The sequence below is a fragment of the Mesorhizobium sp. Arg314 genome (genome assembly GCF_053714275.1).
The window spans coordinates 142,625-166,706 of sequence record NZ_JBSKBP010000006.1 but is presented as its reverse complement, the minus strand read 5'-3'; the positions used below and the strand labels follow the sequence as shown (position 1 = coordinate 166,706).

Here is a 24,082-nt window from a genome sequence, read left to right as displayed (position 1 = left end):
TGCCAAGCTGGCATTGCCGATCAATTGGACTGGACTTGCGCCATGACCACTGACAGCAGCACTGAAAAGCGGCCCTTCAACCTCTCGCGCTGGGCGATCGGACATCCGAGCATCGCGCGTTTCCTGTTCGGCTTGATCATCCTTGCCGGCGCCCTCGGCCTCATGCGCATGGGCCAGAAGGAAGACCCGGACTTCACCTTCCGCGTCATGGTGGTGCAGGCGATCTGGCCGGGCGCCTCGATCCAGGACATGGAGGACCAGGTCGTCAACAAGATCGAGCGCAAGCTGCAGGAAACGCCGCATCTCGATTTCGTCCGCTCCTACACGCGAGCCGGCAGCGCCATCATCACGCTCCAGGTGAAAGGCGACACCAATGCCGAGGAGGTGAAGGACGCCTTCTACCAGGTGCGCAAGAAGGTCGGCGACATCGCCAGCGATCTGCCGCAGGGCCTGCTTGGTCCTTATTTCAACGACGAGTTTGGCGATACCTTCATTACCCTGCATTCGATCAGCGGCGACGGCTTCACCTACCCGGAGTTGAAGAAATTCGCCATCCAGGCGCGCGACATGCTGTTGACGACGCCGGGCGTCGAAAAAGCCGTCATCATCGGCGACCAGCCGGAGAAGATCTACATCGACGTCTCGTCCAAGGCGCTGTCCGAGCGCGGCCTGACCATCGTCGACCTGCAGAACGCCGTGAAAGGGCAGAACGCCGTCGATCCGGCGGGCTCGGTCGACACCGGCCTGCGCTCTGTGCGCATCTCGGTCGAGGGCGACGTCACCAAGGCCGCCGACATCCGCGAACTGAGGCTGCGCTCCGGCAATCAGGTGACGCGTCTCGGCGACATCGCCACCGTCTCTTCCGGCCTTGAGGATCCCTACGAGCGCAAATATCGCTTCAACGGCCACGAGAGCGTCCAGGTCGGCGTCGTCATGGCCAAGGGCTTCAACGTCAGGGATGTCGGCAAGGGTGTCGAGGCGACCTACCAGCGCTTCGAGGCTGGGCTGCCCTACGGTGTCGCGGTCGATCAGATCTCCGACCAGCCCGAGGTCGTCAAGGATGCGGTGAACGAATTCATGGAAGCGCTCGGCGAGGCGCTGCTCATCGTGCTGGCCGTCTCGCTGCTGTCGATCGGCTGGCGCTCCGGCCTGGTGATTGCGATCGCCATCCCGCTGGTGCTCGCCGCGACTTTTGCCATCATGTACGAGATCGGCATCGACCTGCAGCGCATCTCGCTCGGCGCGCTGATCATCGCGCTCGGCCTGTTGGTCGACGACGCCATGATCGTCGTCGAGATGATGGAGCGAAAGCTCGAGGAAGGGCTGGTCAAGATCGAGGCGGCGAGCTTCGCCTATACCTCGACCGCCTTCCCGATGCTCACCGGCACGCTGATCACCACGGCGGGTTTCATCCCGGTCGGCTTCGCGGCGTCGACCGCCGGCGAATATGTGCGCACGCTCTTCTATGTCGTCGGCATCGCGCTGATCGTGTCGTGGTTCGTCGCGGTCTATTTCACGCCGTGGCTGGGCTACATGATCCTGAAGCAGCGCAAGCACGCCGGCAGCCATCACGATGTCTTCGACACCGGCTTCTACCGCCGCCTGCGCGCGACCGTCACCTGGGCCGTGCGCCATCGCATCATCGTTTTGGTGATGACGCTGGTCACCTTCGCCACCAGCCTGTGGGCCTTCCAGTTCATCCCGCAGAACTTCTTCCCGCAGTCGTCGCGTCCGGAAATCCTGGTCGACCTGTGGCTGCCGGAAGGCACCTCGATCAAGGAGGTCGAGAAGCAGGCCCAGGCGCTGGAAGCCAAGATGATGGACGATCCCGACAAGCGGTTTATCGCCACCTATATCGGCGAAGGCGCCCCGCGCTTCTTCCTTCCGCTCGACCAGCAGCTCCGCAACCCGAACTTCGCTCAGCTGCTGGTGATGGCCAAGGACGAGCCGGCGCGCGAGCGGCTGATCGTGAAGATGCGCGGCATCCTGGCAAAGGATTTCCCCTCCATTCGCGGCAAGGTCGACCGTCTCTTCCTCGGTCCGCCGACGGGCTGGCCGGTGCAGATGCGCGTCATGGGTCCGGACCGCCAGGAGGTGCGCCGCATCGCCGACGAGGTGAAGGCGAAGTTCGAGGCCAACCCGCTGCTCGGCGCCATCCATGACGACTGGCTGGAGCCGGTGCCGGCGATGAAGCTGGTGATCGACCAGGACCGTGCCCGCGCGCTCGGCGTCACCTCGCAACGCATCCGCCAGATGCTGCAGGCCACCATGTCCGGCGCGCCGCTCGACGACTTCCGCGACGGCGAGGAGACGGTCTCGATCGTCGCCCGCGAGCCGGAGGCGACCCGCCATCTCTTGTCCTCGGTCGACTCGGTCTACATCCCGACCGACTTCGGCGGCTCGGTGCCGCTGTCGCAGGTGGCCAAGGTCGTACCCGTCATGGAGCAGGGCATAGAATGGCGGCGCGACCGCCTGCCGACGATCAGCGTGCGCGCCACGCTGCCGGACGGCGTGCAGTCGAACGACGTCGTCACCAAGATGTACAACGACATGAAGGACCTGCGCGCTGGCCTTGCGCCCGGCTACAAGGTCGAGATCCAGGGCGGCGCCGAGGATTCGGCCGAGAGCCAGGCCTCGATCGCGGCCAAGGCGCCGATCATGCTCGCCATCATCGTCGTGCTTCTGATGGTCCAGCTGCAGCATTTCGGCAAGTCGATGCTGGTCCTGGCCACCGGCCCGCTCGGCATCATCGGCGCTGCCGCGGCGCTGCTGATCAGCGGCGCGCCGTTCGGCTTCGTCGCCATCCTCGGCGTCATCGCGCTGCTCGGCATCATCATGCGCAACTCGATCATCCTGGTCGACCAGATCGACCAGGATATCGCGGCCGGCATGGACCGATCGGAGGCGATCGTGGGTGCTGCCGTGCGCCGCTTCCGGCCGATCATGCTGACGGCGCTGACCGCCGTGCTGGCGCTGATCCCGATCTCGCGCGCCGTCTTCTGGGGGCCGCTGGCCTACGCCATGATGGGCGGCATTCTCGTCGCGACAGTCCTCACCATCCTGGTGCTGCCGGCGGGTTATGCCCTGTTCTTCGGCCGCGCGCCCAAGAAGGCCAAGACCGACGAGCAGGCGCCCGAGCCTGAACAGATCGAGGGCATTGAAAGACCGCAGCTGGCCTTGGCTGCGGAGTAAGGGCATGATCCCGAAAGGGCGCGCGGCGGTTTTGCTTCGCTGAACATGCTGAAACGATAAGGTGGCAACCTCGGATCATCCGTCATCGGCGAAAGCCGGTGGCGGATGATCCGCATCAAAGGTCCCGCCGGGCGAAATATGCTCTGCGGGAAGGTTTCCGCAAAACAGAATTCCTTTTCAGCAACGCGATGCGGGTCGATCCTGCGCCGATATCGGAGCGGCAACGCTCGGCCATTGCTGGATCATTCCCCATGTCAGAAAAACGGCAGTTACGGCTCGGCGCCTTCATGCGCCCCGTCAGTCTTCACACCGGCGCCTGGCGCTATCCGGGCGCCTATCCCGACGCCAACTTCAACTTCGCGCATCTGAAGCGTTTCGCGCAGACGCTCGAGGCGGCGAAGTTCGACGCCTTCTTCATGGCCGACCATCTGGCCGTGCTCAACATGCCGATCGAAGCGCTGCGGCGAAGTCATACGGTGACGTCCTTCGAGCCGTTCACGCTGCTGTCGGCGCTTGCCGCCGTCACCGACCACATCGGCCTGGTCGCCACCGCATCGACGACCTTCGACGCGCCCTATCACATTGCCCGCCGCTTCGCCTCGCTCGACCATATCAGCGGCGGCCGCGCCGGCTGGAATATCGTCACCACATCCAATCCCGACGCCGCGCTGAATTTCGGCCTCGGCGAGCATGTCGAGCACGACGAGCGCTACCACCGGGCGCGTGAGTTCTATGATGTCGTGACCGGGCTGTGGGACAGCTTCGCCGACGACGCCTTCATCCGCGATGCGGAGAGCGGGCTCTATTTCGATCCGTCCCGGCTGCGTGTGCTCGACCACAAGGGCGAGCACCTGTCGGTGCGTGGCCCGCTCAACATCGCGCGGCCGGTGCAGGGTTGGCCGGTCATTGTCCAGGCTGGCGCGTCCGAGGCAGGGCGCCAGTTGGCCGCCGAGACGGCGGAGGTGATCTTCGCGGCTCCGGCCGATCTCGCAGCCGGCCAGCGCTTTTTCGCCGACGTGAAGGGCCGCGCGGAAAAGCTCGGCCGTTCGCGCGACGACATCAAGATCCTGCCCGGAGCCTTCGTCATCGTCGGCGACAGCATCGAGGAAGCGCGGGCAAAGCGCGCCAAGCTCGACAGCCTCGTCTACTACGAGAGTGGCGTCGCCTCGCTGTCGATCGCCCTCGGCCACGACGCCTCCAGCTTCGACCCCGACGGTCCGCTGCCGGACATTCCCGAGACCAATGCCTCCAAGAGCAGCCGCGAGCGCGTCATCGAGTTGGCCAGAAAAGAAAGCCTCACCGTCCGTCAACTGGCCCAGAGGCTGGGCGGTTATTCCGGTCTCGCTTTCGTCGGCACCGCTAAGACGATTGCCGACGAGATGGAGGAGTGGCTGCTCGCCGACGGTTCAGACGGCTTCAACGTAATGTTCCCCTATCTGCCTGCCGGGCTCGACGATTTCGCCGAAAAGGTGGTGCCTGAGCTGCAACGGCGCGGGATATTCAGGCGTGAATATGAAGGATCGACGCTGCGCGAGAATCTCGGCCTGAAGCGGCCGCCCAACCGGTTCTTCGAAGAAGCGGTGGTCCGTAAGGCCGGCTGATGAGACCGTAAAAAGAAACGGGCGCGCCGAGGCGCGCCCGTTATTTTCAGGCCGTCATTGTCAGATGACGAACACCCAGTTGGCGATCAGCATTACCGCCACGCCGGCGATCAATGTCAGGTAGGGCAACATCCCCGCCTTCTTGACCGAGAGGTCGGCCCCCGTCATGCCGAGATCGGCCAGCATGTGGTCGGGGAACTTGCCGCCGTCCTGAATGTAGTGGCGGAAGCAGAACACCGGGATGATCAAAGCCGCGGTGATCAGGCCGGCCCACAACGCCATCGGGTTCCAGACCTTGGCGCCGGCGCCCATGAAGATGGCGTTGACATAGGCGAAGATCGCTCCGATGCCGAGCAGCCAGGACGGCGCCCGCCACGGCCGGTTGATATGGCCGTTGTCGATGCGGTGAATCCAGCCTGCATTGAGGTTGAGGAAGTTGAAGATGATGTAGCCGCAGTTCGACACGGCGAGGATGAAGAAGAAGCTCGTCGCGTCGGCCGAGGCAATGGCCAGCACGATCAGGTTGAAGCAGAGGTCGGTCCACATCGCCCGCGTCGGCGCGCCATGCTCGTTGACATGGCTGAGATAGCGCGGCAGCCAGCCGTCGACCGAGCCCTGGTAGAGCGTGCGCGAGGAGCCGGCCATCGCCGTCATGATGCAGAGCACCAGCGCCAGGATCATCAGCATGACCAGCAGGCTGTGGATGATCTTGCCGCCGCCGACCATGCCGGCCAGCGCGTCGGCCACGCCCGAGCCGTCGACGATCGGTGTCGCCAGCATGCCGTTCAAGCCAAGCACGCCCTGGAATGTGAAGGGCACCAGGATGAACAAAAGCATGCAGAGCAGGCCGGAGTAGAAGATCGCCTTGAAGGTGTCGGTGCCGGGGTTCTTGAACTCCGACGTGTAGCAGACGGCGGTCTCGAAGCCGTAGGTCGACCAGGCCGCGATGAACATGCCGCCGAGCGCCAGTGTCCAGCCGGCGATGTTCCATGATCCCGGGTCGGGAGCGTAGGCGGCGGCCAGCGGCACCAGCGGCGAGAAATTCGCCCAGTCGATTTGGCCGGTGAAGATAGGCACGACGCCGACAATCAGCATCGGGATGATGACGAGCAGGCCGATATACTTCTGGACATTGGCGGTGCCCAGGATGCCGCGATGCTGGATGGCGAAGATGATCAGCATCAGCACAGCGCCAATGAAGAAGGTCGCGTTGAACGTGAACGAGACCGGCCCCAGCGTGTGGCTGAACAGCGTCCAGTTGCGTATCGCGGGCGTCGCGGCGGCAGTCACTGCCGTAATGGCGTCGGCCGGAGCTGTCCCTACATGCGCGGCGATATAGGCGACCACCTCCGGTGAGGCCTCGCTGAAGATCGGGATGGGCGCCAGCGCATTGAGGATATAGGCGGCGGCGATCGAGCAACCGAGCGACAGCACCGGCGACCAGGCGAACCAATTGCACCACACCGACAGCGGCGCAATGAATTTCGAATAGCGCAGCCAGGCCGTGGCGCCGTAGATCGACGCGCCGCCCGACTTGTTCGGGAACAGGCCGGCGATCTCGGCATAGGTGAAGGATTGCAGGAAGCCCATGATCATGGACACCGTCCAGATCAGGAAGGCGAGCTTTCCTGTCGTGCCGGCAATGCCGCCGATCGAGAACAGGACCAGCGCCGGGACGCCGCTCGCCACCCAGAAGGCGCCACGCCAGTCGATATGCCTGAGCAGCTTGCTTTCGGCAGGCTGCTCCAGGGCCGTGCTTATGGTGCTCATATGTTTGTATTCCCCTTTTTGTTATTACCCGCCAGCGATGCTTCGGCTCTCGCGAAGCTTGCTCCCCGGCACATGATCGGTACGACTGTCGTGTTTCCACTCAGTCTTATTTTTTTCTTAAGAGTGAAGATTGATCCGACGCGCTTTCGCGTCAAGCGTTTTGTGAACGTCATGCACACCACGCTTGCGAAACAGGCTCTTACCTTCTCCCACAGGGGGAAAAAGGGCAAAGGTTGCAACCATCAGGAGCGTGGCTTGGTCTTCTGCGGATCGTAGTGGGCGAAGGCCACGACGCGTGCCGGCAGCCGCTTGGCCTGGCCGTCGAGCTTGCCGATCTCGACCTCCGTGCCGATGTCGGCGTGGGTGACGTCGAGCCTTGCCAGCGCGATGGTCTTGCCGAGCACCGGCGAGCGCATGCCTGAGGTGACGACGCCGATCTGGGCGCGGCCGACATGGACGCAGTCGCCATGGCCGACGGCGACGTTGGCATCGATGTCGAGCCCGACCAGCTTGTGCTGTGGGTGCTCCTTGCGCCGGATCAGCGCGTCGCGGCCGATGAAGTCGTCGGCCTTGGTCTTGAGCGGCACGGTGAAGCCGATGCCGGCCTCGAACGGATCGGTCTGGTCGGAGAATTCGTAACCGGCGAAGATCAGCCCGGCTTCGATGCGCACCATGTCGAGCGCCTGCAGGCCCATCGGCTTCAGCCCATGCGGCTGCCCTGCCTCCCAGACGGCATCGAACACCTTTTCGGCGTCGCGCGGATGGCACCAGATCTCATAGCCGAGCTCGCCCGTATAGCCGGTGCGCGAGACCACGATCGGGATGCCGTTGCCGCCGCCGATGCGGGCGACGGCGAAGCGGAACCATTCGAGCTCGCCGATCGAAGGCTGCACCGGCGAGGTCCAGACGACCTCCTTCAATATGTCGCGGCTCTTCGGCCCTTGTACGGCGATGTTGTGCATCTGGTCGGTGGACGAGCGCACCAGCACGTTGAGACCGAGCTTCCTGGCGGTCTCGCGCAGCCATTCGCCGGACAGATCGTCGCCGCCGACCCAGCGGAAATTGTCCTTGCCGAGCCGCAGCAGCGTGCCGTCGTCGATCATGCCGCCATGCTCGTAGCACATCGCGGTATAGACGACCTGGCCGACGCCGAGCTTCTTGACGTCGCGGGTCAGCGTGTACTGCAACAGCGCTTCGGCATCGGGTCCGGTGACCTCGAATTTGCGCAGCGGCGACAGGTCCATGATCACCGCGTCCTGCCGGCAGGCCCAGTATTCGTCGATGGGGCCTTGCCTGGCGAAGGAATTGGCGAGCCAATAGCCCCTGTATTCGACGAAGTCGCGCGTGTGCTTGGCAAAGCTCGAATGAAAGGATGTCTCGCGGGTCATTTTCGGTTCCGAGTCGGGCTTCATGCGTCTGGCGATCGCTCGCGAGAATTTGTGCTGGCCGGAATAGCTGCGCACATGGATGTCGGTCAGGTCCCAGCCATTGGCGGGCGTGGTGTCGTCCGGACAGGCGGAGGACACACAGACGATGTCGGTCAACGCTCTCAGGAGCACGTAGTCGCCCGGTCGCGACCAAGGCTCGTCCGACACCATCACGCCATGCGCGTCGATCGCCGTGTTGAAGAAGAAATTGATCGCCATCCAGCCGGCGCGGGGCGTCACACCCTTGTCCGAGAGCGCCTTGTTGAAATTCTCCGAGCAGTTGGTGTGGCCGGGATAGCCGATATCGTCGTAATACTTGGCAGCACAGGCGAGAGCGAAAGCGTCGTGCCGGCCGCATGTGTCCTGCACCACCTCGACCAGCGGCTCCATGTCCTGGTCGTAATATTTGGAATGCAGTCCGGGCATCGGATAGGCCGCGCCCATCAGCGTGCGGGTCGTCGTGACGTCGAGCGGCAGGTCACGCCCCTTGTCCAGCTTGCGCGCTGAAAAACACTGGAAGTCGGTGCACTGGCGCCCGTCGACATCGATGATCTGGAGGTAGTCGCCGGCCTTGACGAAATAGGCCTCGGCGGTCGCCGACCTCACCCGAAGGTCAAGCACCGGATCGGCGAGCGGATCGGGAAGCCGCGACCTCGTCTTCAGCCGGATCGTGGCGCGGCGCACCATGACGGTCAGTGGCGTTGCGGTGTTGTGGCTGTCGACCAGCATCGGGCCGCCAGGCGCCGCGATCAGCAGCGCGCCGTCGCGCTGTGCCGAAAAGCTCTGCTCGGTGCCGGCCGGCGTGGCGCCTCCGAACACGCGCACGGCCTTCGGCTGGTCGAGCTGCACCTTGCGGCGCTCGAGGGTCAGCCGCAGCGCCGACAGACTGTCGTCGCCTTCGGCAAGCAGCGTCTTGATGCCGGCCGCGTTGCTGTTGGCCCGTTCGCCAAAAATGCCGGGATCGGTGGCGCCGGTCTTGTCCCAGGCCAGCAGCTCGCAGGGCTGGCCGCCCTCGACATTGCTCACGCTGACGCTGTCGCCGGCCTCGACATCGACCAGTACCGCGCCGTTGCCTTGCACGGTGTAGCGCTCGAGGCCGGGCGGCAGCGCGATCTCGCCAGGTCTCACGATCACGCTCGGGCGCGGCGGTCCGGATAGGACGGCGGGGTAGGGCGACTGGCTCATCTCAAACCCTCCTCCGAACGAGAAACAAGTTTGCCTGTGTGTAAAATTATTTTAGCAGCGTGAATGGGTTTGGCAAGCACTGGCTCCACTTTCTCCCCTTGTGGGAGAAGGTGGCCGCGCAGCGGCCGGATGAGGGGTGCTCCAGGGAAAGCCGATGTCTCACTCCGCTGGAACACCCCTCATCCGTCTCGGCGCTGCGCGCCGATCCACCTTCTCCCACAAGGGGAGAAGGGGAAACCGCGCATCTACACCAATTCCTCGGAATGGCCGATCGTCACGCCATACTCCGCGGCCGAGTCCAGAACCGTGTGCCACAGGCTTTCCGCAAAAGTCCCGAACACCAACAGATTGAACACGGCCTGTCCGTCGCGATCCGTGCCGCGCCAGACTGTGACGCTGGTGTGGTCCATCGAAGTGGCCGCCGCCGCGCCGATCGCGAAGACATCGGGATGCAGATCGATCGACGACGGCTTGGCGAGCATCGCGCGCGCCTTGCCGCCGGATATGCTGACCAGCGCCCGCGCATGCGATTGGTCGGAAAGCGAGGCCGAGCCGGCAAAGCCGGAGCCAAGTGCCTCGATCGAATGCTTGCCGCCTTTCGACAGCACGAAGAACTGGTCCGGTCCGGACCAAATCAGCGTCGCATCGGCAGTAGTAACAGCCTTTGGCGTGTCCGGCGCGGCGACGCCGAAGCGCGCCTGCGCGGCCTTCGCCATGTCGCTTGCCTTGCCGCGCCGCGCCATCACCTGGACGAGGTCGAAATTGCGGATTTCGGTAAGCGCCACGCCGGCTTCGCCCTGCGGGCCGTAAGGGCCGGCGACCAGCGCGCGATCGAGCGGGCTGCGGACGTCCCAGGAAAAATCAACCACGCTGGCGCCCCCCATCCGGATCGTAGAAGACGGAATTGCAGAGCTCGACATCGTAGTCCTCGCCGCGCAGCGGATCATGCGCGCGCACGATCTCGCCGATGCGCTCGCGCCCGCGCTCGACGAGCCCCAGCCCGATCCACTGGTCGAGCACCGGCGAGAAGCAGACCGAGGTGACATAGCCCTGGTCGTTGTCGGCGCCAGGGGTCTCGCCCTTTGGAATGATATGCGCGCCGGAGCGCAGTCGGCGCGCCTTGTCGGTCGGCTTGATGCCGACGACCACCTGCCGGTTCGGCGCGACCAGCGCCTCGCGGCCGGCCATGACGCGACCGATGAAGTCCTTCTTGGTCGACATCATCTTGCCGAGGCCGAGATCGGCCGCGGTGGTCGTGCCGTTGAGCTCGGGTCCGGCGACATGGCCCTTTTCGATGCGCATCACTCCGAGCGCCTCGGTGCCGTAAGGCGTCACGCCGAATGGCACGCCGGCAATCATCAGATTGCGCGCCATGGCCTCGCCATAGCGCGCCGGCACCGAAATCTCGAACGCCATCTCGCCTGAGAAGGAAATGCGGAACAGCCGCGCCTTGATGCCGCCGCGCAATTTGACTTCGCGCGCGCCCATGAACGGAAAACCTTCGTTCGAAAGGTCTTCGGCCGGATCGACGACCTCCTTCAAGAGATCGCGGGTCTTCGGTCCGGCGATCGAGAACTGCGCCCACTGATCGGAGACCGAGGTCAACTGCACGTCGAGTTCGGGGAACAGCACCTGGCGGCAGAATTCGAGATGCTGCATCACCAGTCCGGCCTTGGCCGTTGTGGTGGTCAGGAAGTAATGATCCTCGGCCAGGCGCGAGGTCGTGCCGTCGTCATAAACAAGGCCGTCCTCGCGCAGCATCAGCCCGTAACGCGCCTTGCCGACGGCAAGGCTGGAGAAGGCGTTGATGTAGACCCGGTCGAGGAAGGCGCCGGCATCGGGCCCGTGCACGTCGATCTTGCCGAGCGTCGAGACATCGCAGAAGCCGACGCCGCCGCGCACCGCCTTGACCTCGCGGGTCACCGATTCCAGCCAGTCCTTCTCGCCGGCGCGCGGATACCACTGCGCGCGCTTCCACAGCCCGGTGTCGACGAAGATGGCGCCCTGTGCGGCGGCCCAGTGATGTGACGGGGTCAGCCGCGTCGCGTGGAAATTCTCGTCGCGGTGATGGCCGGCGAAGGCGCCGATGGCGACCGGCACATAAGGCGGCCGGTAAATCGTCGTGCCCGTCTCGGGGATCGACTTGCCGGTGACGGCCGCCATGATGGCCAGGCCGGCGACATTCGAGGTCTTGCCCTGGTCGGTCGCCATGCCAAGCGTCGTGTAGCGCTTCAGGTGCTCGACCGATTGAAAACCCTCGCGCTGCGCCAGTTCGACATCGGAAGCGGTGACATCATGTTGCTGGTCGACGAAGGCTTTGCCCTTGCCCGCGACATGCCAGAGCGGCGTCAGCGAGAAAGCCGCGTCGTCGGCGACCGGCATCGATCCGATATTGCCGCTGCGTCCGGCGTCGCGCGCTGCGGCGGCACCTGCCTCGAAACCTTCGCGCAGGCAGGCGCCAAGCCCGAAGGCGCCGTTGGCCGCACCTGCGGCGACCATGCCGGGCGGTGCGCCGTCCGGCACGAAGGCGGCGATGTCGTCGCGCCATTTCGGCCGGCCGCGATGGTAGGAGGTGAGGCCGACCGTCGGGTTCCAGCCACCGGACACGGCAAGCCCGTCCGCCTCGACTTCGGCGCGGGCGCCGCCGGTCAGCGACACGGAAATCTTGCGCACGCCGTTCTTGCCGCCGTCGACGCCGGCAACGGAGCCATGCAGCACCGGGAAGCCACCCTTGCTGGCAAGCGAGCGATGGGCCGGCGAAACGTCCGGCCGCGCATCGATCACCGCCGCCACCTGTAGTCCCGCGGCGATCGCCGTTTCGGCCGTCCGCCAGCCATTCTCATTGTTCGTGAACAGCGCAGTGCGCCTGGCCGGCGTGGCAGCGTAGCGGTTGATGTAGCTGCGCATGGCCGACGCCATCATCACGCCCGGCGTGTCGTTGCCGGCAAAGACGATCGGACGTTCGATCGAGCCGGCCGCGACCACGCAGCGCTTGGCGACGATACGCCATAGCCGCTGGCGCACCTGATGCTCCGGCGGCACCGGCAGATGGTCGTTGACGTGTTCGATCGCGCCATAGGTGCCGCCGTCATAGACGCCGAACAGCGTCGTGCGCGTCATGATGCGCACTTCCGGCATCGAGCCAAGTTCGGCCAGCGTGCGCGACAGCCACTCAGCCGCCGGCAATCCGTCGATCGTGCCGCCATCGGCAAGCAGGCGTCCGCCGGGGACGAAATCCTCCTCGCACAGGATCACGCGCGCGCCGCTGCGTCCCGCGGCAAGGGCGGCCGCAAGACCAGCAGGACCGGAACCCGCAATCACCACATCGCAATGCGCCCAGGCCTTGTCATAGTGGTCGGGATCGGAAACGACAGCGGCGCGGCCGAGGCCGGCAGCGCGGCGGATCGCCGGCTCGTAGATCGCCTCCCAGAACTTTGCCGGCCACATGAAGGTCTTGTAGTAGAAGCCGGCGACGAAGAGCGGCGCGAACAGCTGGTTGACCGACATCACGTCGAAATTGAGCGAAGGCCAGCGGTTCTGGCTGGCGGCCTCAAGGCCGTCATAAAGCTCGGCCGTCGTCGCCCTGGTGTTCGGCTCGCGCCTCGCGCCGCTGCGCAGTTCGACCAGCGCGTTGGGCTCCTCCGAGCCTGCCGTCAGGATGCCGCGCGGGCGGTGATACTTGAACGAGCGGCCGACGAGCTTGACGCCATTGGCGACTAGCGCGGACGCCAGCGTGTCGCCCTTGAAGCCCGAAAAAGTCTTGCCGTCGAAACGGAAGCTGAGCGGCGTCGAGCGGTCGATGAGACCGCCGGATGTCAGACGATTGGCTTGAGAGGTCACGGTGTTTAGCCTCTCGTCGATTCGGTGTCATGGCGAAGGGTAGCGCTGCCCCTCATCGCCCTGCCGGGCACTTCTCCCCGTATAGAGACGGGGAGAAGGGGGCGGGCCGCTATGCCGGCTCCCTTCCTGGAACGCCGGTGATTGGCGAAGCCGGCAGCGGGAGCGCCCCTTTCCCCGTCGAGGATGCCGGCAGGCAGGTTAGGGGCAGCGCTGACCTGGCGAGAATAGCTCATTTCGCAACCTGCCTCGCCCCAGCGCCGGCGGCGGCCTCAACCAAAGAAATCTCATGCGTCAGCGTGTTGCGGGTGACCTTCAGCCAGGCCCGGCAGCCGCCGCCATGGTACCAGTGCTCGCTCATCACGCCGGCGATGTTGTCGCGCAGGTAGACGTAGTCGTAGACGACGTCCTCGCCGGCATCCGCCGCGGGGCGCTGTGGCTTGGCGTCGCCGAGATAGGTGAACTCGCCGAGTTCGCGTTCGCCGCAGAAGGGACAGACTATGCGCATGTTTTCCGGCTGTCCTCAGAGCATGATGCAAAAAAGTGTGGAGCGGTTTTTGGATAACGTCATGCTCTATCTCTAATGCAGGTTCGGTTGGGCGCCCTGGCCCTTCTCGTCGATCATGGCGCCGCGCTGGAACCGGTCGAGGCGGAATCGTGCAGCCTCCTTGTGTGATTCGCCGCGGGCCAGCAGATGGGCAAAGACGAAGCCCGAGCCGGGGGTCGCCTTGAAGCCGCCATAGCACCAGCCGGCATTGACATAGAGGTCGTCGACCGGGCTCTTGTCGATGATCGGCGAGCCGTCCATCGACATGTCCATGATGCCGCCCCACTGGCGCAGGAGCCGTACGCGGCCGATCATCGGGATCAGCGCCATGCCGCCCTCGCAGACATCTTCCATCACAGGCAGATTGCCGCGCTGGGCGTAGGAATTGTAGCCGTCGATGTCGCCGCCAAAGACCAGGCCGCCCTTGTCAGACTGGCTGACATAGAAGTGTCCGGCACCGAAGGTCATGACACCGGGGATGAGCGGCTTGATCGCTTCGGAGACGAAGGCCTGCAGCACATGGCTTTCGATCGGCAGGCGTAGTCCCGCCATCGCCGCGACGCGCGACGAGGAGCCGGCGACCGCCATGCCGACCTTGCCGGCGCCGATCTTGCCGCGCGAGGTCTCGACGCCGGTCACCTTGCCGTGGGCGTCGCGTGTAAAGCCGGTGACCTCGCAGTTCTGGATGATGTCGACGCCAAGTTCGCTCGCCGCATGGGCGTAGCCCCAGACCACGGCATCATGCCGCGCCGTGCCGCCGCGCCGCTGCAGGAGCCCGCCTTGCACGGGGAAGCGCGCATTGTCGAAGTTCAGGAACGGCAGCATCTTCCTCAGCACCGCCTGGTCGAGCAGTTCGGCGTCGATGCCGTTGATGCGCATGGTGTTGCCGCGCCGGGCGAAGGCGTCGCGCTGTGCGTCGGAATGATAGAGGTTCAGCACGCCGCGCTGGCTGACCATAGCGTTGTAGTTGAGGTCCTGCTCCATCTTCTCCCACAGCTTCATCGACAATTCGTAGAAGCCGGTGTTGCCGGGCAGGCCGTAATTGGAGCGGATGATTGTGGTGTTGCGGCCGGCATTGCCGGAACCGATCCAGCCTTTCTCCAGCACGGCGACATTGCGGATGCCGAACTCGCTGGCGAGGAACCAGGCGGTGGCGAGCCCGTGGCCGCCGCCGCCGATGATGATCACGTCATAGCGATCCTTGGGCGATGCGTCGCGCCAGGTCGGCTTCCAGTTCCTGTGGCCGGAAAGGGCGGCGCGAGCGAGCGAGAAGATAGAATATTTCATCAGTTCATTCCGAGGTCGCCCGCACCGCCGTGATATCTAGATATCCAGCGTGTGGTCGCGCTCCCACTGCGTGAAGTGCGAAGCATAGGAATTCCATTCCTGTTGCTTCAGCTTTAGATAAGCCGACGAGAATTCCTCACCCAGCGCCGCCTTCAGCGATTTGTCCTTGTCGAACTCGCGCAACGCGTCGAGCAGGTTGAGCGGCAGTTTCGGCGCATCCGTGACGGTATGGCCGAGCTGGTACATGTCGATGTCGTAGCGCTTGCCGGGATCGGCCTTGGAGCGGATGCCGTCGAGGCCGGCGGCGATGATGACGGCCTGCAGCAGATAAGGGTTGGCCGCGCCGTCGGGCAGGCGCAGTTCGAAGCGGCCGGGGCCCGGCACGCGCACCATGTGGGTGCGGTTGTTGCCGGTCCAGGTCACCGTGTTCGGCGCCCAGGTCGCGCCCGAAATGGTGCGCGGCGCGTTGATGCGCTTGTAGGAATTCACCGTCGGATTGGTGATCGCGGCAAGCGCCGAGGCGTGCTTCATGATGCCGCCGAGGAAGTTCTTGCCCTTGGCCGAGAGGCCGAGTTCCATTGAGTTGTCGGCAAATACATTGGTCTTGCCGGTCTCGTCCCACACCGAGATATGGGCATGGCAGCCATTGCCGGTCAGGCCCTGAAACGGCTTCGGCATGAAAGTCGCGCGCAGACCATGTTTCTCCGCGATCGACTTGACCATGAACTTGAAGAAGGAGTGCTTGTCGGCCGTCGCCAGCGCGTGGTCGAAGGACCAGTTCATCTCGAACTGGCCGTTGGCGTCCTCGTGGTCGTTCTGGTACGGGCCCCAGCCCAGCGCCAGCATGTGGTCGCAGATCTCGGCGATCACGTCGTAGCGGCGCATCACCGCCTGCTGGTCGTAGCAGGGCTTCGAGGCGGTGTCGTATTGGTCGGAAATGGCCGCGCCGTCCGGCGAGATCAGGAAGAATTCGGCCTCGACGCCGGTCTTGACGTGCATGCCGTCGCGGGCCGCTTCCGTGATCAGCCGCTTCAGCGTGTTGCGCGGCGCCTGGTCGACCTCCTTGTCGTCCATGATGCAGTTGGCGGCGACCCAGGCGACGTCCGGCTTCCACGGCAGCTGGATCACCGAAGCCGGATCCGGCACGGCCAGCATGTCCGGATGCGCCGGCGTGAGATCGAGCCACGTCGCGAAACCGGCAAAGCCCGCGCCGTCCTTCTGCATGTCGGCGATCGCCTGCGCCGGTACCAGCTTGGCGCGCTGGCCGCTGAACAGGTCGGTGTAGGAGATCATAAAATACTTGACGCCGTTCTCCTTGGCGAATGCGGCGAGATCGTTCCCCATTATAATTCCTCGCAGTGGTGTTTTTGCTGATGTCCTAGAAGCCGTTCTTCCCCGGTATCCAGTTGGTGCCGGCGAGCGGCACGCCGGCCATGGCGGCGGCTTCGATCGAGAGCGCGACGAGATCCTCGGGCTCGAGATTGTGCAGGCTGTTCTTGCCGCAGGCGCGGGCGATGGTCTGAGCCTCCAGTGTCATTACCTTGAGGTAGTTCGCGAGCCGCCGTCCGGCCGCGATCGGATCGACCCGCTTCATCAATTCGGGGTCCTGCGTGGTGATGCCGGCCGGGTCGCGGCCCTCGTGCCAGTCGTCATAGGCGCCGGCCGTGCTGCCGAGCGCATTATACTCCGCCTCCCAGCGCGGATCGTTGTCGCCGAGCGCGACGAGTGCCGCCGTGCCGATCGACACCGCGTCGACGCCGAGCGCCAGCGCCTTGGCGACATCGGCGCCGTTGCGGATGCCGCCGGAGACGATGAGCTGCACCTTGCGGTGCATGCCGAGGTCCTGCAGCGCCTGCACCGCCGGCCTGATGCAGGCAAGCGTCGGCTGGCCGACATTCTCGATGAACACTTCCTGGGTCGCCGCCGTGCCGCCCTGCATGCCGTCGACCACGACGACGTCGGCGCCGGCCTTCACCGCGAGCGCGGTGTCGTAATAGGGGCGGGCGCCGCCGACCTTGACGTAGATCGGTTTTTCCCAGTCGGTGATCTCGCGCAGCTCGAGGATCTTGATCTCAAGATCATCCGGCCCGGTCCAGTCGGGATGGCGCGAGGCCGAGCGCTGGTCGATGCCCTTGGGCAGCGTGCGCATCTCGGCGACGCGGTCGGAAATCTTCTGTCCCAACAGCATGCCGCCGCCGCCGGGCTTGGCGCCCTGGCCGACCACCACTTCGATGGCGTCGGCGCGGCGCAGGTCGCGCGGGTTCATGCCGTAGCGCGACGGCAGATACTGGTAGACCAGTTGCTTGGAGTGGCCGCGCTCTTCCTCGGTCATGCCGCCGTCGCCGGTCGTGGTCGAGGTGCCGGAAAGCGTGGCGCCGCGCCCCAGGGCTTCCTTGGCCGGGCCGGAGAGCGACCCAAAGCTCATACCGGCGATGGTGATCGGGATCTTCAGCTCGATCGGCTTCCTGGCATGGCGCGAGCCGAGCACCACCGAGGTGTCGCAGCGCTCGCGATAGCCTTCCAGCGGATAGCGCGAAATCGAGGCGCCGAGGAAGAGAAGGTCGTCGAAATGCGGCAGCTTGCGCTTGGCGCCGGCGCCGCGGATATCATAGATGCCGGTCGCCGCGGCGCGGCGGATTTCGGACAGCGTGTAGTCGTCGAAGGTCGCGGATTTGCGCGGCGTCGTCGGCGGGTTGCGATAGGTCATCTTGCCTCAATACGCGTCGGCGTTGTCGATATTGAAATTGTAGAGTTTGCGGGCCGAGCCGTAGCGCTTGAACTCCGACGCCTTGATGCCGGTGACGCCGGCCTTGTCGAGCAGGCCTTGCACCAGTTCGACATGCTCGGGCCGCATCTCCTTGGCGATACAGTCGGCGCCGAGGCTTTCGACCTTGCCGCGCACGAAGAGCCGCGCCTCGTAGATGGAATCGCCCAGCGCGTCGCCGGCGTCGCCTAGCACCACCAGATTGCCGGACTGCGCCATGAAGGCCGACATGTGGCCGATATTGCCGTGCACGACGATGTTGATGCCTTTCATCGAGATGCCGCAGCGCGACGAGGCGTTGCCTTCGATGACCAGCAGCCCGCCGCGGCCGGTGGCGCCGGCATACTGGCTGGCATCGCCCTTGATGACGATCGAGCCCGACATCATGTTCTCGCCGACGCCGGGGCCGGCCGAGCCATGCACGGTGATCGCGGCGCCGTCATTCATGCCGGCGCAGTAATAGCCGACGCTGCCGCGCACATCGATGGTGACCGGCTGGTCGACGCCGACGGCCACCGAGTGGCTGCCCTTCGGGTTGAGCACCTCCCAGGCGGTCTCGTTCGAGCCGGGCGTGAGCTTGTGCAGCGCCTGGTTCAACTCGCGCAACGAAAGTTCGGAGAGGTCGAAGACCCTCGCATTGCCTTGCTCGCGCTCGGCTTTCGACATCGTGGTTGCCGGCATCGGCTCAATGCTCCCAGAAATAAACGGTTGCGGGCTCCGGCTCCCAGACCCGCGCATTGTCGATGCCGGGCAGCTTGGTGAGCGCGCGATATTCCGAGCCGAAGGCGACATACTGGTCGGTCTCGGCCATCACGGCCGGCTTGCAGGCGATCGGGTCGCGCACCACGCCGAAGCCGTTCTTGGTGCCGACGACGAAGGTGAAGAAGCCGTCGAGATCGGAGAGCGTGCCTTCCAGCGCCTCGCCAAGATTCTTGCCATGCGCCATCCGGTTGGAGAGATAGGCGGCCGCCACTTCGGTATCGTTCTCGGTCTCGAAACTCATGCCGTCGCGGATGAGTTCCCGGCGCACATTGTTGTGGTTGGAGAGCGAGCCATTATGCACCAGGCACTGGTCGGCGCCGGTCGAGAATGGATGCGCGCCCATCGTCGTCACCGCCGATTCCGTCGCCATGCGGGTATGGCCGATGCCATGCGTGCCGGTCATGGAGCGCACGTCGAAGCGATCGACGACGGCCTCAGGCAGGCCGACTTCCTTGTAGATCTCCACTGCCTCGCCGGCACCCATGATGCGGATGTCGGGCCGCAGCGACTGCAGCGCCTGGCGCGCCATGTCGACCTTGTCCGGCGTGGTCCTGATGACCGCATGCGTCGACTTGACCGCGATGCTCACCGGCGCGCCGATCGCCTTGGCGAGTTCTGCGTCGAGACCGCGGAAATCGCGGTCGGGCTTCGGTGACTGCACGGTGATCTTGGCCTCGTTGCCGGTGGCGGCCCCATAGATGGCGATGCCGGCGCTGTCAGGTCCGCGGTCGCTGAGCGACACCAGCATCTCCGACAGCATCGCGCCGAGCTTCGGCTCCAGCGCCTTGTCCTTCAAGAAAAGTCCGACGATTCCGCACATGCCAGCCTCCGACGTTTTTTGGCTCTCAGATTGATGTACCGAATGAGTTTGCCGAATTCAATGGTATGAAAGAAATTTTCCTGTCGTTATATATTAGACGGCGCATTGCCATTGGCACTATCGCCGTCCGGACGCGCCTTGTGAACCCAGACCGCATGACGGATGCGCGCGATCCTGTAGGCGTCGAGGATCGAGAGGGCATAGATCAGGAAGCCGCCGGCATGGCGGCCGATGAAGCCGGCGTCGGCAGGCGCCAGCTTGGTCGTTACCCAACCAAGGATCACCATGAAGAACAGGAACTGCAGGCCGCGTACCGGTACGCCGAGCATGACATGGCCGCTTGCCGGCAAAGCGATCGCCGCGCCGAGCACGAAATACGGATTGGCCGGGGCGGAGGAAGCGGCTCCCTCGGTCATGCGGCCTGCCTTTCGCGCCGGTTGATGGCTTGGCGAAGCGTCGACGCCACTTCGAGCAATCGTTCGACCAAGGCGGGATCGATGCTGGCACCGCTGAAGGCGGCCTGCCGGAACACGCCATAGCGAGCGCGCTCGGCTTCGGCCAGCAGCCAGACGATGCGCACCCCCTTCGGCGTGATCAGCAATTCCTTGGCGCGGCTTTCGGCAAAAATATCGGTGTGCGAGGCGATCAGATCCTCCGGGAAGGCGACGCCCTTGCGGTCGGTGCGCAGCACCGCCTCGGCTGGAAGGCCGAGAACCTTGGGCAGGGTGTGGGGGAGATGATCGAAATTGGAGAATGTCGTCGCCGAATTTGGCCGCATCATCATGTCGAAAATACCCGGTACCGCGACCGGCTCGGTGATCGAAACGGCGAGCCAGCGCGTCGGCAGCTTTCGCGTCGCCAGCGTGTCGACGATGGTGCGCAGCTGAACGCGCTGACCGTTCCAGGAACCGGCCCAGGTGACGACGCCGGCCGTGCCATCGGAAATGTCGGCGGCGTTCGCGATGACGCTGCGAACGCTGGCCATATCGGCGGCCAAGGTTGCCTTCGCCCTGTTGCGGCCGGCACGCGCGAGCCAGGCGATATGGGCGACGACGCCCAATGCGATCGCCCCGGCAAGCAATACTGACGTCAGCTCAGACATCTCGACACGCCACGGCCCGCCGTCGACAGGCGGGCCTTACTCCACTCAGTAACCCTGCGGCTTCGGCCACGGCATGGAGAACTGGTCGCCGCGACGCACGAATTTGTAGCGGTAGAAGTGGAACCACACCGAAATCAGGAAATAGAAGACGGTCATCGCGATCAGCTGCGAGCCGAAGCCGAGGAAGATCGCGAAGAAGGTCACCATGCACAGGCAGAACAGGACGATTGCCGGCAACGGATGGAAGGGGTGCGTGTAGCCGCGACGGATTGTGCCCAGGGGCCACTTCTGGCGGAACATCATGATGTTGATGCTCATGAATGTGTATTGCAGCACGCCCGACAGGATCGAGAAGGTGATTGCCTGGTTGAGGTCGGCGATGAAAGCGAAGGCCAGCGCGATCGGCAGCAGAAACAGGATCGAACGATAAGGCGTGCGATACTTCGGATGCACCGCCGAAAACCAGCTCGGCAGATAGCGATCGCGGCCGAGCGAGAACCAGGCACGCGCCGCGTCGTTGATGCAGCCATTGGCGGAAGCGAGTGCCGCAAGCAGCGTCGCGATGAACAACAGGTTTTCGAGCAACGGGCTGCCGGTCAGCTTGCCGGCGTCCCACAGCGGATAATAGGTGATGCCGAGATATTCCCAGGGCATGAGCGAGGCGCAGACATACCAGGTCATCGCGGCGGCGATCAGCAGCGTGATCATGCCGGCCATGGTGCCGTAGGGCAGGGAGCGCGCCGGCGAGCGCACTTCCTCGGCCGCCTGGGTGGTGCCTTCGATGCCAAGATAATACCAGATGCCGAACTGGAAGGCGGCGATGACGCCGATCCAGCCATAGGGCAGCGCGTTGCCGGGGGTAACCAGTTCGTTGAGCTTCAGCACCGCGCCTTGCGTCCACGGGCTGACGGAAAAGAACAGGATGACGATGGAGACATAGGCGATCGCGGTGATGACGAAGTTGACGTTGAGCGTCATCAGCACGCCGCGATAGTTGAGCCAGGCGAGCACGACGATGGTGGCGGCGATGAAGGAATTATGCGTCAGCCCTTCGACGCCGGCCTTGGCGACGATCGTATCGCCGAGCAGGATTGCGTCCGACACTTCGAGCATGGTGTAGGCAAACACCAGGAACAGCGCGACGTTGAAGGCCATCAGCGGGCCGACAATGTGCTTGGCCTGTGCATATTGGCCGCCGGCGGCGGCGACGGTGGACGTCACCTCCGAGTCGATCATGGCGACCGAGGTGTAGAGCAGACCGACGACCCAGCAGACGATCAGCGCGGCGAGCGCGCCGCCCTTGTCGGCGGAAAAATTCCAGCCGGTGAACTCGCCGACCAGCACGATGCCGACGCCGAGCGCCCAGACATGGGCGGGGCCGAGCACCCGAAGCAGCGAGACCCTGTCGCCGTGGATTGTCGTGGTTTGTGCCGTTTCAACCGCAGCCGTCATGTCAGTCCCCACTCAGATCCGGTGTTTTTCGGAAACGGCTTCAAGCTCGCCCTCGCGCGAGGAGGTCAGCACGGCCTCGGAATAGGTCGTGTCGACCTTGAACCAGTCGTAGAGCATCCACATTGCAAGCACGACCGAGATGCCCCAGCAAACGTAAGACAGTCCCATCCACATGGTGTTTTCCCCGAACTACTTGTCTTCGCCCGAACTTTCTTGTCTTCCATTGCCTATTTGTCGTCGAACTTCTCGTTGATGACCTCGCGATATTCGCGATCGGAGGCGCGGAACAGGAAGACGAAATAGGCGATCAGCACGATCGCCATGATGATCAGCGTCGGCCAGTCGATGATGTAATGGAAGCGGTTCTGGATGATGTCGTGCGCCGTCTCCGGCGTGTAGCCGAGCTTCTCCCAGATCGAGGCCATGGTCGCGTTCTGGCCGAGCGCGTCCCATGTCTTGGCGTCGAGCGGGTCGATCGACTTCGCGGCCCCGGCGAAGCCGAGTTTCAGCGGCAGCCAGAGCGCCACGAAAATAGCGACCACCACGACTGCGATGTCGAGGACCTGTCCGGCCTTGCTCTGCTCCGGCGGGATATAGCGGGCCATGGTTTCTCCCCTCAGGATTGACGGTTGCGGGCAGCGTCGGCGTTCTTGATGTCGAGCCCGTAGATGAAGTCCTTGTCCTCCTTGTAGTGGTTGAGCATGGCGAGAATCGCCGCGGTGTTGAAGATCAGCACCGCGGCGGCTGCGACCGCCACCACGACCTTGATCCCGCTGTCGGGGATGTATGGCCATGTCATCAGGAGGACGAAGAGGATCGTTGCCCACAGGCACACGATCAGGAGCACGGATCCGCGCACGTCGGAACGGTACAGCGCTTCGATGCGCTGCTGCAGGTCGGACATCGGTTTTCCCCTTCTGGCGACGTCCGGTCCCGAAACCGACCGGGCGTCCACTCTTTCAAGAGAGTGAAATTTTTTTCATAAGTTCCGCTCGAATTCCGGAATTGTCAAGCCGGATTTACGCTTCATGAACCGCTTATTCCAGGTCAAGAAATTTGCCTGACAATGAAATTTTTTGCTTTAAGGGGATTGCAGGGCTTCGCCGTTTGCGGTCAATATTCGGCCAAGCTCCGCCGCCAAGCAGGAGCAGGGAACAGCAACGACTTAAATCGCACGGAGGACGATCGGATGACGGCATCCTGGAGATTCTCGACCCTGGCGGATCGCCATCGCGCGCTCGGCTCGAAACTCGAGGACTGGAGCGGCATGGGCACCGCCTGGACCTACGACAAGGATGCCGACGAGGAATATGTCGCGATCCGCACCAAGGCCGGACTGATGGATGTCTCCGGCCTGAAGAAGGTCCACATCACCGGGCCGCATGCCTCGCATCTGATCGACCTCGCCACGACGCGCGACGTGGAAAAAATCTATCCCGGCAAGTCGGCCTATGCCTGCATGCTGAACGAGGCCGGAAAATTCACCGACGACTGCATCCTCTACCGCACCGGCCCGAACGCCTGGATGGTCGTGCACGGCTCCGGCACCGGCCACGAGGAACTGCAGCGTGCTTCGGTTGGGCGTGATGTCTCGCTGCGTTTCGACGACAATCTGCATGACCTTTCGCTGCAGGGCCCGACCGCGGTCGATTATCTGGCCAAGCATGTGCCCGGCATCCGCGACCTCAACTACTTCCATCACATGCAGACGCAGCTCTTCGGTTTCCCGGTGATGATCTCGCGCACCGGCTACACCGGCGAGCGTGGCTACGAGATATTCTGCCGCGGCCAGGATGCCGGCACGATCTGGGACAGGATCCTCGACGAGGGCAAGAGCGCCGGCATCATCCCGTGCCGCTTCACCACGCTCGACATGCTGCGGGTCGAGAGCTACCTGCTCTTCTACCCCTACGACAATTCGCAGAAATATCCGTTCGAGAATGAAGGCCCCGGCGACACTCTGTGGGAGCTCGGCCTCGACTTCACCGTCAGCCCCGGCAAGACCGGCTTCCGCGGCGCCGAGGAGCATTACCGGCTGAAAGGCAAGGAACGCTTCAAGATCTATGGCGTGCTGCTCGACGGCAAGGAGCCGGCCGATGAGGGGGCGCCTGTCTACCGCGACGGCAAAAAGGTCGGCGTGGTGACCTGCGCCATGTATTCGCCGCTGGTCGAGAAATCGATGGGGATCGCCCGGCTCGACGTCGACTGCGCCGTCAAGGACACCAAGCTCGAAATCCGCAACAAGAGCGGTTCCATCAGGGCGACGGCGCAGCCATTGCCGTTCGATGATCCGAAGAAGACCAAGCGCACCGCCAAGGGTTGAGGCATCGTCAACG

General features: G+C 64.2%; 19 protein-coding genes. 3 read left to right on the top strand and 16 right to left on the bottom strand.

Going from position 1 to position 24,082, the window contains the following annotated elements; genetic code table 11:
- Window positions 1–42 precede the first annotated feature (42 nt).
- Window positions 43–3,192 carry an efflux RND transporter permease subunit gene (locus ACWGS9_RS08930; RefSeq protein ID WP_454504891.1) on the top strand — a complete coding sequence of 1,050 codons (3,150 nt, stop codon included), beginning with the start codon at window positions 43–45 and terminating at the stop codon, window positions 3,190–3,192.
- Window positions 3,193–3,443: 251 nt separating this feature from the next.
- Entirely contained in the window at window positions 3,444–4,793 is a 1,350-nt protein-coding gene (locus ACWGS9_RS08925; RefSeq protein ID WP_454504890.1) for an LLM class flavin-dependent oxidoreductase, read from the top strand.
- A gap of 60 nt (window positions 4,794–4,853) precedes the next feature.
- Here the strand turns inward: ACWGS9_RS08925 and ACWGS9_RS08920 are convergent, their stop codons facing one another.
- The 16 genes from ACWGS9_RS08920 to ACWGS9_RS08845 all read right to left on the bottom strand — a co-directional run bounded on the left by ACWGS9_RS08920 (window position 4,854) and on the right by ACWGS9_RS08845 (window position 22,650).
- The gene (locus tag ACWGS9_RS08920) at window positions 4,854–6,563 is read right to left on the bottom strand and encodes an APC family permease (RefSeq protein WP_454504889.1); all 1,710 of its coding nucleotides are present in this window, start codon (window positions 6,561–6,563) and stop codon (window positions 4,854–4,856) included.
- A gap of 242 nt (window positions 6,564–6,805) precedes the next feature.
- Window positions 6,806–9,175, bottom strand: a complete 2,370-nt coding sequence (locus ACWGS9_RS08915) for a DUF1989 domain-containing protein (protein ID WP_454504888.1) — start codon at window positions 9,173–9,175, stop codon at window positions 6,806–6,808.
- 245 nt (window positions 9,176–9,420) lie between these two features.
- Complete coding sequence (locus tag ACWGS9_RS08910; protein ID WP_454504887.1) at window positions 9,421–10,044, bottom strand: sarcosine oxidase subunit gamma; 624 nt, start codon at window positions 10,042–10,044, stop codon at window positions 9,421–9,423.
- On the bottom strand, window positions 10,037–13,015 hold the full coding sequence (locus ACWGS9_RS08905; RefSeq protein WP_454504886.1) for a sarcosine oxidase subunit alpha: 2,979 nt from the start codon (window positions 13,013–13,015) through the stop codon (window positions 10,037–10,039). The genes ACWGS9_RS08910 and ACWGS9_RS08905 overlap by 8 nt, the downstream gene beginning before the upstream one ends.
- Before the next feature lie 229 nt (window positions 13,016–13,244).
- On the bottom strand, window positions 13,245–13,520 hold the full coding sequence (locus ACWGS9_RS08900) for a sarcosine oxidase subunit delta (RefSeq protein ID WP_454504885.1): 276 nt from the start codon (window positions 13,518–13,520) through the stop codon (window positions 13,245–13,247).
- Window positions 13,521–13,592: 72 nt separating this feature from the next.
- Entirely contained in the window at window positions 13,593–14,846 is a 1,254-nt protein-coding gene (locus ACWGS9_RS08895) for a sarcosine oxidase subunit beta family protein (RefSeq protein ID WP_454504884.1), read from the bottom strand.
- A 36-nt stretch (window positions 14,847–14,882) separates the two neighbouring features.
- Window positions 14,883–16,190, bottom strand: coding sequence for a type III glutamate--ammonia ligase (glnT, locus tag ACWGS9_RS08890; protein ID WP_454504883.1), 1,308 nt, complete (start codon window positions 16,188–16,190; stop codon window positions 14,883–14,885).
- A 34-nt stretch (window positions 16,191–16,224) separates the two neighbouring features.
- On the bottom strand, window positions 16,225–17,553 hold the full coding sequence (locus tag ACWGS9_RS08885; protein ID WP_320212007.1) for an FMN-binding glutamate synthase family protein: 1,329 nt from the start codon (window positions 17,551–17,553) through the stop codon (window positions 16,225–16,227).
- A 6-nt stretch (window positions 17,554–17,559) separates the two neighbouring features.
- Complete coding sequence (locus ACWGS9_RS08880) at window positions 17,560–18,291, bottom strand: GltB/FmdC/FwdC-like GXGXG domain-containing protein (RefSeq protein WP_454504882.1); 732 nt, start codon at window positions 18,289–18,291, stop codon at window positions 17,560–17,562.
- A gap of 4 nt (window positions 18,292–18,295) precedes the next feature.
- Window positions 18,296–19,192, bottom strand: coding sequence for a class II glutamine amidotransferase (locus ACWGS9_RS08875; protein ID WP_454504881.1), 897 nt, complete (start codon window positions 19,190–19,192; stop codon window positions 18,296–18,298).
- Between the two features lie 86 nt (window positions 19,193–19,278).
- The gene (locus tag ACWGS9_RS08870) at window positions 19,279–19,608 is read right to left on the bottom strand and encodes a hypothetical protein (RefSeq protein ID WP_454504880.1); all 330 of its coding nucleotides are present in this window, start codon (window positions 19,606–19,608) and stop codon (window positions 19,279–19,281) included.
- Window positions 19,605–20,294 (bottom strand): hypothetical protein, encoded by a 690-nt coding sequence (locus ACWGS9_RS08865; RefSeq protein WP_454504879.1) that lies wholly within the window; start codon window positions 20,292–20,294, stop codon window positions 19,605–19,607. The genes ACWGS9_RS08870 and ACWGS9_RS08865 overlap by 4 nt, the downstream gene beginning before the upstream one ends.
- 45 nt (window positions 20,295–20,339) lie before the next feature.
- Window positions 20,340–21,746: an APC family permease gene (locus ACWGS9_RS08860; protein ID WP_454504878.1), complete on the bottom strand. Its 1,407-nt coding sequence runs from the start codon at window positions 21,744–21,746 to the stop codon at window positions 20,340–20,342.
- A gap of 12 nt (window positions 21,747–21,758) precedes the next feature.
- On the bottom strand, window positions 21,759–21,920 hold the full coding sequence (locus ACWGS9_RS08855; RefSeq protein WP_454504877.1) for a hypothetical protein: 162 nt from the start codon (window positions 21,918–21,920) through the stop codon (window positions 21,759–21,761).
- A 53-nt stretch (window positions 21,921–21,973) separates the two neighbouring features.
- Complete coding sequence (locus ACWGS9_RS08850) at window positions 21,974–22,351, bottom strand: hypothetical protein (RefSeq protein ID WP_454504876.1); 378 nt, start codon at window positions 22,349–22,351, stop codon at window positions 21,974–21,976.
- Between the two features lie 11 nt (window positions 22,352–22,362).
- Window positions 22,363–22,650 carry a hypothetical protein gene (locus tag ACWGS9_RS08845; RefSeq protein ID WP_454504875.1) on the bottom strand — a complete coding sequence of 96 codons (288 nt, stop codon included), beginning with the start codon at window positions 22,648–22,650 and terminating at the stop codon, window positions 22,363–22,365.
- 285 nt (window positions 22,651–22,935) lie between these two features.
- Here ACWGS9_RS08845 and ACWGS9_RS08840 point away from each other — a divergent pair, with 285 nt between their 5' ends.
- Window positions 22,936–24,069, top strand: coding sequence for an aminomethyltransferase family protein (locus tag ACWGS9_RS08840; protein WP_320211998.1), 1,134 nt, complete (start codon window positions 22,936–22,938; stop codon window positions 24,067–24,069).
- Window positions 24,070–24,082: the final 13 nt, after the last annotated feature.